Source organism: Microcoleus sp. MOSTC5, assembly GCF_036701825.1.
Taxonomy (GTDB): domain Bacteria; phylum Cyanobacteriota; class Cyanobacteriia; order Cyanobacteriales; family Microcoleaceae; genus Microcoleus; species Microcoleus asticus.
The window spans coordinates 15,272-27,521 of record NZ_JAUBRK010000007.1 but is presented as its reverse complement, the minus strand read 5'-3'; the positions used below and the strand labels follow the sequence as shown (position 1 = coordinate 27,521).

12 protein-coding genes are annotated in these 12,250 nt (G+C 45.2%); 11 read left to right on the top strand and 1 reads right to left on the bottom strand.

Features of this window, described 5'->3' with window-relative positions; genetic code table 11:
• Positions 1-54 precede the first annotated feature (54 nt).
• The 11 genes from QUA54_RS04865 to QUA54_RS04815 all read left to right on the top strand — a co-directional run bounded on the left by QUA54_RS04865 (position 55) and on the right by QUA54_RS04815 (position 11,136).
• A complete protein-coding gene (locus QUA54_RS04865; protein ID WP_333413610.1) occupies positions 55-345 on the top strand; it encodes a hypothetical protein in 291 nt (96 codons plus the stop codon).
• A gap of 24 nt (positions 346-369) precedes the next feature.
• Positions 370-897, top strand: coding sequence for a hypothetical protein (locus tag QUA54_RS04860; RefSeq protein WP_333413609.1), 528 nt, complete (start codon positions 370-372; stop codon positions 895-897).
• Between the two features lie 3 nt (positions 898-900).
• A complete protein-coding gene (locus QUA54_RS04855; RefSeq protein WP_333413608.1) occupies positions 901-1,074 on the top strand; it encodes a hypothetical protein in 174 nt (57 codons plus the stop codon).
• A 187-nt stretch (positions 1,075-1,261) separates the two neighbouring features.
• Entirely contained in the window at positions 1,262-1,552 is a 291-nt protein-coding gene (locus tag QUA54_RS04850; RefSeq protein ID WP_333413607.1) for a hypothetical protein, read from the top strand.
• Between the two features lie 372 nt (positions 1,553-1,924).
• Positions 1,925-2,341 (top strand): hypothetical protein, encoded by a 417-nt coding sequence (locus tag QUA54_RS04845; RefSeq protein WP_333413606.1) that lies wholly within the window; start codon positions 1,925-1,927, stop codon positions 2,339-2,341.
• 54 nt (positions 2,342-2,395) lie between these two features.
• Entirely contained in the window at positions 2,396-2,575 is a 180-nt protein-coding gene (locus tag QUA54_RS04840) for a hypothetical protein (RefSeq protein WP_333413605.1), read from the top strand.
• Between the two features lie 281 nt (positions 2,576-2,856).
• Positions 2,857-7,656 carry a beta-ketoacyl synthase N-terminal-like domain-containing protein gene (locus tag QUA54_RS04835; protein WP_333413604.1) on the top strand — a complete coding sequence of 1,600 codons (4,800 nt, stop codon included), beginning with the start codon at positions 2,857-2,859 and terminating at the stop codon, positions 7,654-7,656.
• The gene (locus tag QUA54_RS04830; protein ID WP_333413603.1) at positions 7,657-8,880 is read left to right on the top strand and encodes a hydroxymethylglutaryl-CoA synthase; all 1,224 of its coding nucleotides are present in this window, start codon (positions 7,657-7,659) and stop codon (positions 8,878-8,880) included.
• Positions 8,871-9,671, top strand: coding sequence for an enoyl-CoA hydratase/isomerase family protein (locus tag QUA54_RS04825; protein WP_333413602.1), 801 nt, complete (start codon positions 8,871-8,873; stop codon positions 9,669-9,671). The genes QUA54_RS04830 and QUA54_RS04825 overlap by 10 nt, the downstream gene beginning before the upstream one ends.
• Before the next feature lie 147 nt (positions 9,672-9,818).
• Positions 9,819-10,070: a phosphopantetheine-binding protein gene (locus QUA54_RS04820; protein ID WP_333413601.1), complete on the top strand. Its 252-nt coding sequence runs from the start codon at positions 9,819-9,821 to the stop codon at positions 10,068-10,070.
• Between the two features lie 67 nt (positions 10,071-10,137).
• A complete protein-coding gene (locus QUA54_RS04815) occupies positions 10,138-11,136 on the top strand; it encodes a GNAT family N-acetyltransferase (protein ID WP_333413600.1) in 999 nt (332 codons plus the stop codon).
• Between the two features lie 17 nt (positions 11,137-11,153).
• On the opposite strand, the gene proX is transcribed toward QUA54_RS04815, so the two are convergent.
• Positions 11,154-12,227 (bottom strand): glycine betaine/L-proline ABC transporter substrate-binding protein ProX, encoded by a 1,074-nt coding sequence (gene proX / locus QUA54_RS04810; protein WP_333413599.1) that lies wholly within the window; start codon positions 12,225-12,227, stop codon positions 11,154-11,156.
• Positions 12,228-12,250: the final 23 nt, after the last annotated feature.

Here is a 12,250-nt window from a genome sequence, read left to right as displayed (position 1 = left end):
CAGTCTAGACTTTTAGAAAAGTTCGTTTAAATCTAGCAAGTTGAGGAACTATTCATGATGAACAACTCACCGGAAAAGCCTTATTTCAGCATCATCGTAGTCATTGGCTGCATCTTAGCCCTTAGTCTCGTGGTTATTTTCAGCCCGCCCGCTTTGGCATCGATACCTCCACTAAACATCAGCGGTCACATCCCCTTGAAAATTCCTGCTCACACAAGTACGATTAGTCCAGTGGGCTCACGGCTTTTTTTCGACAATTTTTCAGGGGATTCCTTTATTGCCTTAAACTGGTCTGCTGATAATGAAGAGAAACTACCTCCTAAACAAATGTCTCAAGTTCCATAACAAGTCACTAATGATATTCAAGAAGTGACCCAGAATCCAACCCTAAAAATTAGTACCGAAAGTAAAGAAAAAGACAGAAAGTTTAAAATTTACGTAAAGACGAGAAAGGGCGAGATAGTAGAAGCACAGCCTCTACAGCTTACTCCAATACCAGAGAATTACAATAAGGAACGACGCGAACATCCGGATTATCCAAATATCATTTCTCCCGAAAACGCAGCAAATTATCTATCAAATGAAAATATCTCAAACTCGGTAATTACTGCAAAAGGTAGACCTTACCCAGGCTACGATTGGGTTGGATTAGCAGCATATAAAGGAGACGTACCATACGTTTGTATGGGTTGGGCGGAATTATGTTGGCAATGGGCTGTAAGGGGAAGCTCGTATACAACTAATGTGACCCCTTATTCTGCATCACAGCAAGGTATGTCAGATGTATATGCCATATACTTTATTTGGGATGCTACACAGAATATGTACGTGGGTGGGTACGACACTCCAGAGGCGTCCAGTCCATATTCATCTTCTGACTATAGCAAGTCTATTTGAGTCATGAATGTAGAACAACCTGAAACGCTTGTGATGATTGAATCGATTGTTTACAAATCAAATGGTTTTGCTATATTACGTTTTGAATTGGATAAAGATTCCATAGCAGGTTACTTAGGACAAAACCACAACAAGCGTCATAAAGGCATTGATGTTATTGATAGGGTCAAGCTTTAACGGTAGTACAAACTTGAAGCAGCGCCGTGGGCGGGTTTCCCTACTTGAGGCGAGTGCCGTTTCGTCATCAAAGAAGGTCTGTCATTAATTTTTTGGACAAACGCATGATTACTCAATCTGATCGATCTCTAGTTCCTCAATCTTAGACCTGAATCTTTCAGGGGGCGCTTGTCGCCCCCTGAAAGAGGTGACACAAAAAGATACCACAGTAGGCGGGAAGAATCTGGGATTTGCTGTGGATAGAGGGCGTATTGCGGCTTCCCGGCAATTTTTGGCGGCTAACCCAGCCGCCAAACGTTGGTTTGAACTGGTTCGGGTTCCTTTTGAGGATATTATCACTCAAGAAAAACTTGCCCATGAGGGTCAAAATCGCCCAAAAGATATCCGTCGTAATGCCGAAGAGTGGGTAAAGAACCATCAAGCGCTGGTTGATGGTTGGCTAGAACAAGCAAGAATTGCCGCAAAAGCTTCTAAATGATTTTAACTCCTCTGATGGACAGAAGGTCGGATGCCTCGAACAGCGTGGATAGGCGGCTGCATCAAGTCGAACAGATTGTGGAGAGAGGGTAGTTGAGAGCGATCGTCCACCAGAGGTTAAACGGCTACTGACTTGGTATCTGTAATTCGTCCGAAGCGCCTGTTGGAACCCACCTGAGCTTCTAGTTTGGGCATTAATTGACCAATTTAGTATATTGACAAAAGCAACTAATTGTGTTTTGGGTAGCTTGCAGCAATCTAACTTTACACAAACATACCAACTTTATCTATTTCTTGTTGAGCTAAATAACTGAATAATACATACAGTCAATTCACCTATCCACTACTTTTGCCATTACAAGGAAGAAAGACGATGTTTGAACCCGAACCTATTCTTATGTCTGATGGAAAATTTCCTCAAAATCTTCCCCCTGAGCCTCAGCAGAAAACCACAGTAAGTGACAATGTATACACAGTTGTTTCAACAACCATTATTAACAAGGTTGTCGATGCAATCTGGGGGACACTTGCTGGAGGTACTAACCGAGCTTGTGTGATGGGAATATCAAATTACACGAATGAAGATATCAACTACGCTGGCACTTACCTCTATAGTGGATATACGACAAAAGGTACTGCTTTGAAAATTCCAAAGGCAATGGCTTCACCAGGGTTGTACCAGCACGCTGCTGCGAGCTTTAGAGGTACAGTAGGTGTTGTCGGTTTTGATTTCCCCTCTAACCAAGATAGGCTCATGATCCTATGGTGCGTTCCTTACTCAGGTAGCTGATACATGAACGCAAGAATTTATACACGGGATATACCCATAGACTACAATAGATATGTGGAGTTGTATTATGGTTACGACTTTTATCCTAACGGTTCAGAACAATCCTATTTACAACCGTTAAAAGCCGGAGATGTTTTCAATAAAGACTTGGATGACCACAATGTTCAGATGACTCTTTCGGGAGCCAACGATGCGGAAATGTTCGTAGAGATCCGTATCCGCGATCATCTGTGATAGGTTAAGAAAACTGCACGTTGGTTAAGGGGTAGCCCTGTCAAGGTGACTTTTTTGCAGTCTCCAAAACTTTGGCAGTCGAGACATGTGGATGTTGAGGGTCATAGTCAAACTTTTTAAGTAGTTGGACACAATTAATTACAAAAAATATGGGCTGAAATTCTTGCCTAGTAAAGAATCAGTATTGTAATTAATTCTGTCTGGTTACTTAAATTGGTGAAGTAGCGTCATGGATTTGGTAAAGCCCCTCTCCAGTCAGATTACCGCTTCTTATTCAGGTTATGAACCAAATCACAGACTATTCCAACCTAATAGAACTGCTGCAATGCAGAGCGCTACATCAGCCTCAGCAAACTGCTTATACCTTTCTCAAAGATGGAGAAATAGAAGCAGATAGCTTGACTTACCAAGAATTAGAGCGACGGGCTAAGGCGATCGCTGCTCACTTACAATCCCTCGGTTCACTGGGTGAACGAGCACTACTCCTTTACCCACAGGGTCTAGAATTCATCGCGGCTTTTTGCGGTTGCTTATATGCTGGCGTAATTGCTATTCCGGCACCTCCACCCGATCAAGCCCGGTTGAAGCGAACCTTGCCCAGACTTCAGGCGATCGCTAAAGATGCCCAAGCGTCATTGGTGCTAACGACTTCTGGCATTCTTTCCCAGCTTCAGGATGCCCAAGAGCAAATTTTAGAATTCCCAGCCATGCGTTGGCTAGCTAGCGAGGAAATTGAGAGCCAACTGGCACAACAATGGCAGCAACCAGAAATAAATAGTGACACGCTAACTTATCTTCAGTACACATCCGGTTCTACCTCAACGCCCAAGGGCGTGATGATTAGTCATAAAAACCTGATACACCAATGTTCCTCCCTCAGCCAAACCTGCGAGTACACGTCGGACAGTGTTACTGTCACTTGGATGCCTTACTTCCATGATTATGGGCTAGTTGAAGGACTCATCCAACCTTTATACGTGGGTATCCCCTGTTACTTAATGTCTCCTTTGGCTTTTATCAAACGCCCCATTCGCTGGCTCAAGGCAATTTCACGCTACAAGGCAACCCATAGCCAAGGACCCAATTTTGCCTACGACTATTGCATTCGTAAGATTACCGCAGAACAACGCGCTACTTTAGACCTGAGCAGTTGGCGTGCAGCAGGCAACGCCGCAGAGCCAATTAACCCCACAGTCCTAGAGAGTTTGTTTCAAACCTTTAAGTCATGCGGATTTCAGTGGAACGCCTCTTGTCCTGCTTACGGACTGGCGGAGGCAACTCTCCTAGTTTCTTTCAGTTCGCAACAAAACCCACCTGTTATCGGCCACTTCTCGGCCACTTCATTGGAAGAAAATCGGATTGTTGAGGCATCTAACTATCAGCAAAGTGTGCAGAAAGTCGTTGGCTGCGGTCAGTTGGTTGGCGATACCAAAGTTACCATCGTTAATCCTCAAAACTTGATTAGATGCGCTGGCGATGAAGTCGGAGAAATTTGGGTGTCAAATGCAAGTGTAGCTCTGGGCTACTGGAATCAACCGGAGGAAACGGAACGCACCTTCCGAGCTTACCTAGCTGATACTGGCGAAGGTCCGTTTCTGCGGACGGGTGACTTGGGATTTTTGAAAGATGGCGAACTGTTTGTCTGTGGACGACTCAAGGATCTGATTATCATTGGAGGCGTTAACCATTATCCCCAGGATATTGAATGGAGAGTAGAACAAAGCCATCCCTCGATTCGCCCTGACCATTGCGCCACATTTTCCGTCGAGATTGAGGGAGAAGAAAAGTTAGTTGTCATCGCCGAGGTAGAGCGTCGTACCCAGGATATTAATGATGTAGTCAGTGGGATTCTCCAGGCAGTAGCAGAATATCATGAGCTAGAAGTTTACGCTATTTCGCTACTTAAAAAGGGTAGTATTCTGAAAACTTCCAGCGGCAAGATTCAGCGTCGTGCTTGTCGGAAAGCTTTTTTAGAGAGAAGCCTGGAAGTTGTGAAAGAGTGGAACAGAGGAGACAAAAAAGATACAAGTGGGGAAACTCAGCCGCCGAAAAGCAATGTTCATCTGTCAGAAGAAGAAATTCAAGATTGGCTAATTGCACAACTGGCTCATCGCCTTAACATTGCTCCTACTCAAATTGATGTCCGCGAACCTTTTGCACGCTATGGTTTAGCTTCAAGAGAGGCAGTGAGTCTGGTCGGCGAGCTAGAAGAGTGGCTCTTATGTGAGCTTTCTCCTACCTTATTGTGGGAATATCCAACCATCAAGGCTCTGGTTCAGCATTTAACAGGGAAAACCGATCGTTCGGTAACGCTCAACAGTGACAATAAAAGCTGGCTTCAAACAGAAGCGATCGCTATTATCGGCATCGGTTGCCGTTTTCCAGGGGCAAAAGACCCGGAAGAATTCTGGCAAATGCTGCATGAGGGTCGGGTAGCTGTAACCGAAGTACCTCCAGAACGCTGGGATGTAGATGCCTTCTACGACCCAAATTTGGATAGCGATGACAAAATGAATACGCGCTGGGGTGGCTTTTTAGAGGATGTAGACAAATTCGACCCCTTCTTTTTCGGAGTTTCCTCTCGCGAAGCCTCAGCGATGGACCCGCAACAACGGCTACTGTTGGAGGTAACTTGGGAGGCTTTGGAAAATGCAGGACTTGCACCCACTCGACTAGCGGGAAGTCAGACAGGGGTATTTGTGGGCATCAGTAGCCAAGATTATTACAAGTTGATGTTTGACGCACCTAAGAGAGCCGCTACGGGAATCTCGAATAGCATAGCTGCCAACCGTCTATCCTATTTCCTAGATTTGCGAGGACCAAGTATGGCTGTGGATACTGCCTGCTCATCATCGTTGGTGGCGGTTCATCTGGCTTGTCAGAGTCTACGGACTAGGGAGGCAAACCTAGCCTTGGCAGGTGGAGTGAATATTATCCTCTCACCACAGTGGAATGTTACCTTCTCCCAAGCCGGAATGATGGCGTCAGATGGTTTGTGTAAAAGCTTCGATGCCGCTGCTGACGGCTATGTGCGGGGAGAAGGTTGCGGTATGGTCGTCCTCAAACGTCTGCGCGATGCACTTAAGGATGGTGACAACATCCTGGCAGTTATTCGGGGTTCGGCTGTGAATCAGGATGGTCGCAGTAATGGTCTGACCGCTCCCAATGGACTTGCTCAACAAGCAGTTATCCGTCAAGCTCTGGATAATGCTGAACTGTCGCCAAACCAGATAGATTATATCGAGGCTCATGGTTCTGGCACCCCCTTGGGGGATGTGATTGAGGTGCAGTCCCTAGCAGAAGTGCTAGGGCAAGAGCGATCGCAATACCAGAAATGTGCCCTTGGTTCAGTGAAGACGAATATCGGACACTTGGAAGCGGCTGCTGGCATCGCAGGTTTAATCAAGGTTGTGCTATCTCTACAACATGGGGAGATTCCTCCTCACCCCCATCTCAAAGAAATCAATCCCCGCATTGCTTTAGAGAAAACTCCCTTTGTCATCCCCACCATTCACCAACCCTCGGATATTAAGCCTCGTTTTGTCGGGTTAAGTTCGTTTGGTTTTGGAGGCACTAACGCTCATGTCGTGCTAGAAGCAACACCAGCTAACTGGGAATTTTCGCTTGCTGAGTTGGCATTAAGGAATACGGATGAAAAGTCAGAAATTGTTGAATCTAACAATCTAATATCCAAAATCCCAAATCCAACATCGATCGATCGCCCGTTGCATCTATTGACACTATCAGCAAGAACTGATAAAGCCCTCAAACAACTAGCCGATCGCTACGAAAGTCATCTGCCAGCTAATCTGGATCAGTTACTTCCAGATATTGGCTTCACAGCGAACACTGGCAGGTCGCATTTCGACTACCGCCTAGCTATAGTAGCCGAGGAAGCCGATACTCTGCGCCAGCAACTCGGTAATTTTACCTCCGGGAAGAAGACCGACGGAACCCTAGATGGCAAGGTAGGCGATCGCAAACGCCCTAAGATCGCGTTTCTGTTTACAGGACAGGGTTCTCAGTACATTGGTATGGGACGCCAGCTATACGATACTCAGCCCACATTCCGAGAAGCTTTAAATCGGTGCGATGAACTGCTGCGCCCAAATCTTTCTCAATCTCTGCTGTCAATTTTATATCCAGAGTCCGGGCAGTCTTCTCTCCTCGATGACACAGCCTATGCCCAACCTGCACTTTTTGCCCTAGAATATGCTCTCTTTCAATTGTGGCAGTCTTGGGGAATAGAACCCGATGCAGTCATGGGTCACAGTGTGGGAGAATATGTTGCCGCCTGCATCGCTGGAGTATTCAGTTTAGAAGATGGACTCCGCTTAATCACCGAACGCGGACGACTGATGAGTTCACTGCCAAACGAGGGTACAATGGCTGCGGTATTTGCTGAAGAAGAGTTGGTGGTAAAAGCGATCGCGCCTTACCAAAACGCTATCTCCATTGCTGCTGTCAATGGTCCCACACAAACGGTGATTTCTGGTACAAAGCAAGCGGTAGAGGCGGTGCTACAAAGTTTGGAAGACGATTGCATTACAACCCATGCTTTAAATGTCTCCCACGCTTTCCACTCGCACCTAATGGAACCCATCCTTAACACTTTTGAGGAGACAGCTTCTTCTGTACAGTTCTTTGCCCCTACTCTCCCCCTGATTTCCAACGTAACAGGGCAAATGGTGCAGCCTCAAGAAATACAGGATGCCAGCTACTGGCGCAATCATATTCGTCAACCAGTACGCTTTTATCAAGGAATGCAGACGCTGGCAGATGCTGGGTATGAACTATTTTTAGAGATTGGTCCAACAGACACGATGATCGGCATGGGTAAACGTTGCCTGCCCAAAGGAACTGGCACTTGGTTAGCGTCCTTGAAAAAGGATGAAGATGAGTGGCGATCGCTCTTGGACAGTCTAGCAACCCTGTATGTGAGTGGCTGGGACGTAAATTGGGCTGAGTTTGACCGAAATTACCCGCGTCGCCGAGTTGCGCTACCCACCTATCCTTTCCAACGGAAACGGTGCTGGCTAGAGCCATCTGAGATTAAATCTTACTCAAAAAAAGGAGTTTAAATGCCTGTAGGAATTGAAAAAATCAATCTGTACGCAGGGCGATTCTATCTCGATCTAGCCGATTTAGCGAAGGCACGCGGTCAAGACCCCCAGTACATAGCTACTAATTTAATGTGCGAACAGCGATCGGTCTATCCAGTATGGGAAGATGCTGTAACCCTTGCCGTAAATGCAGCCAAAAAGCTCTTGTCACCAGAAGATATTGAGGATATAGAACTGCTCATTGTCGGCACCGAGTCGGCGGTTGATATGGGCAAGCCGATTTCAACTTGGGTGCATCGTTTTTGCAACCTAAGCCCCAATTGCCGTAACTTTGAAGTCAAACACGCCTGTTACAGTTCCACCGGGGCATTCAAAATGGCAGCATCTTGGGTAGCTTCTGGTAGCCGACCTGGGAAAAAGGCTTTAGTCATTAATACGGACTTCAGTCGCAATTTTGTCGGCACAGAACATGAACCGATAGGTGGTGGGTGCGCTGTTGCCTTCATAGTTAGTGAAAATCCTCAGATTCTCGAAATCGAACTGGATAAGGCTGGCTACTGGACAAGCGAGATTGCTGATACCTTTCGACCCACTTCCAGAACCGAAACCATGAACGGTCAAATCAGCATTTATTCGTATTTTGATGCGTTAGAGGGGGCATACGAACATTACGAACAAATAGCTGGTAAAGTAGATTACAATGCAGATTTCAAAAAGCACATTTACCACGCTCCCTTTCCGGGAATGACATTTCAGGCTCACCGCGACATAGTGAGTCGGTTGACTGCACTAGACAAGGCAACCATTAAGTTGAACTTCCAGCAAAAAGTAGCAGAAAGTTTGTATTTTGCAAAGCGGATTGGTAGTTGCTACGGCGGCTCTAATTTTGTTTGTTTGCTGGGGTTGTTGGCTTCAGCAGGAAATCTCAATCCTGGTGACCAGATATCATTGTTTGCTTACGGTTCCGGTTGCCAGGGGGAGTTTTATAGTGGTAATATTGGTGCGGTGGCTTTTGAGATGGTGCGATCGCTCAATCTCGACCAACATCTTAACGAGCGGCTGCGTCTTAAGGTAGAAGAATATGAACTGATAGAGTCTACGCGAGAGAAATCAATCGATTGTCCCGACTACGAACCCGACCGCAACACTTTAAATGGATACTATGAGAAACTTTACGACACTCAAGGTTTTCTAGTGTTAAATCGGGTGGAAAACTACCAGAGAATATACCAATGGAGTTAACGTCAAAAGCTGTTGAATACCAGCTCGATTCAGGGGTAGCTTGGATTAAATTGGCATCACCGCGATCGGGAAACGCTCTTAATGCTACCTTAATCTCACAGTTAAGTCGAGCTATTCAAGATGCGATAAACGATGAGTCTTGCCGAGTTATTACCATCTCAGCGATAGGTTCTGACTTTTGTAAAGGACTCGACCTAGAAGAAGCTTTCGTCAAAGGTAGCTTACCTGACCAAGAATTCTTCAAAATGTTAGTTGATTGTTTAAGGCTAATCCACAGTTCCAGCCGCCCCGTAATCGCTTGTGTAGAAGGAAACGTGACCGCTGGCGGCGTCGGTTTGGTAGCTGCCTGCGATATCGTGTTAGCCAGCAATAACGCAGTCTTCATGGTATCAGAAGTCATTGTGGGCATGATTCCAGCCATGATTGCACCTTTTCTACTGCGTCGTTTAACACCAGCACGACTGAGGTACATGGCTCTCAGCAGTCGAGGAATACCAGCTAAGGAAGCACAGATATTCGGCTTGGTGGATGAAGTTGCCACAGAGGGAATGCTCCAAACCCTCAACCGACAACTACAGCGACTGTTCTGCTGTTCACCCCATGCTATAGCCCAGAGCAAACAGTATTTCGAGCAGTTGTATTCGGTAGACTTGCATCAGCAAACAGAACTAGCATTAAATGAACAAATGTCTTGGCTAACACAACCAGAAGTCAGCGAAGGGATCCGAACCTTCACGGAGGGACTTTCTCCTCCTTGGTTTCAAAAGTACAAAGGGCAAATCCATGTCTAAATTTTTAGTCACCAACCTTGAGGAGGGTATCTTCTAACTCCTAATCAACAACCCTGAAAACCCAAATCGACGAAAAGTAACTATTGGAAAATCCTCCTGATTTTTCAATAAAATTAAAATCCACAAAAACTTAGGAGCAACCTGATAATGAATCGAGAAGAAGTGCTGAATATCGTCCTCAAAAACATCAAACTCAATGTTGATGGTCTTGAGGAGACTGAAATAGACCCCAAAAAATCAATGGCTGAGTATGGAACTAGCAGTTTGGACATCGTTGAAATTGTTAACTCATCGCTGCGCGAACTTAAAATTAAAGTTCCCAGGACTCAGCTAGCTGGCTTAATGAAAATTAATGATTTAGTAGATTTGTTGACAAAAGTCAAAAATGAGCAGGTATGAGAGAGTTTATATGATAAAAAACTCCAGTAATTATTCGTCCTGGAAGCTCCATACCACCGGAAAGATTATGACCAAAGAACAAAAACCCTTACCCTCAGAAGACCAAGTTGCAGATTTACTTGTCCAAGAAGCTGATGTAGAAGTGCGGCTAGCACGAGCAGAGGATAAAGAGGCGGTGTCGGTTATTTGCCAACAAACGTGGGAACATTCATCAGACAGCCTTCCCTTGTATTGGGATAAGTGGATGGCCGATCCCAACTGTCACTTCTTTGTAGCTGAAATGGATGGTTTACCTGTAGCCATCACAGGAGTCGCCCTCATGTCCGAACTAGAAGCTTGGCGGCAGGGTCTGCGAGTCGATCCGCACTGCCGTCGCCGAGGTCAAGGTTTTTTTCTGATAGAGGTTTTGCGAAACCACATTGAGCAGTACTTGCTGGAAGCGAACATCCAAATCTCGCGCTTTGTTACCTGTTCCAATAATACTTTCATACATAAATACTCCACGCTGTTGGGTTACCAAAAAGTTGGCTGCTATATTCCCTATAAAGCTGATGCTATAGACTCACCACCTAACCAGATAGTAGAGTTAAATATTAATGATTTCAACTTAGCTTGGGCGGTGGTGACAAACTCTGACCTATGCAGTGGCGAATCATATCTTTACCTCAACCGTGCTACTAAGTGGCAGGAACTAACCCAACAGCAACTGATAAACTGCCTCAATGAAGGCAGAGTGTGGGGACTCAAGCAAAAAGAACAGTTGCTCGGTCTAGTTATCCAAATGCCTGTCGATAGCATCGATTATCTTGAAGGCGCAAATGAAGCCTTGTGGAAAGGCGCTCATCAAACTTGGTGGATTGGTTATGCCAATGGCACGGATGAAGGTTTGACAACTCTGTTACACGAGTTGCGCCAACTAGCCCACAACAAGGGGTATCTAGCAGTAGGCGGGTTTTTTCCCATTACCGATCGCATCTTGAAATCTCTAAATTTTGCTGGTTATCAACAAGCTGAAGAACTAGAATACTGGATTTATGAATGGTATACTCAAAACCAATCACAATAAAGCCAGAGTAGTTAAAATCATTTAGAAGCTTTTCCGGCAATTCTTGCTTCTTCTAGCCAACCATCAACCAGCGCTTGATGGTTCTTTACCCACTCTTCGGCATGACGACGGATATCTTTTGGACGACTTTTACCCTCATGAGCGAGTTTTTCTTGGGTGATAATATCCTCAAAAGGAACCCGAACCAGCTCAAACCAACGTTTAGCGGCTGGGTTAGACTCCAAAAATTGCTGAGAAGCCGCAATACGCCCTTTATCCACAGCAAATCCCAGATTCTTCCCACCTGCCGTAGTATCTTTTTGTGTCACCTCTTTTCCCTTTTCTCCTGGCAAAGAGGTAAAGGGAACTTCTAACCAAACCACATCTTTGCCAGTTTGTAAAACTGAAGTCAACCAACTAAGATTCCAACTGTAATAGAGTACGGGTTTTCCTTGCTGATAGCGAGTAATGATATCTGCCTTGAGAACTTCAATTTCTCCTTTATCCTGTTTGACGGTATCCTCTAATCCGTAAACTTTTAAGTGACGATCGATAATCAGCTCACAGGTCAACCCCGGATTGCAACCCGTTAAATTTGCCTTACCATCTCCGTCTGAGTCAAACAGTTGAGCAAGTTTTGGGTCTTTAAGTTGGACGAGATTCGTGATTTTATATTGTTCAGCAGTCTTCTTATCAATCGAATAACCTTGAAGAATCTCACTGTCAGCAAACATTCCAACAACCTGTAGTTTTTTTTCACCCCCAGCCTTTTCAAAGAAGTTGGCATAAACTTTTTCTAGAATGGGAGTAACATCTATTTCGTCATTACCGAGAGCAAGAAATAGAGCGGTGGTATTCAGTTGCTTTAGTTCTTCGACTTCGTAACCAAGCTTTTCTAACCCAATGCGAAGGATTTCTGAAACAAATTGTCCCGTTACTGAAGTACCAGAACCAGGGCGTACTTTCACCCCCTTACCAGGTAGTCCTACTTCTGTCGATCGACTGTTGCCTGGAGATTTTGTAGTGCTTTCGGGAGTCGATTGGCAGGAAATTAAACCTACAATCAAGGCTACTGCTATAGCAAAAATTGGTTTTTTTCTGTGTAGTTTCATTATCATTGGGTTAGTTAGCTTTG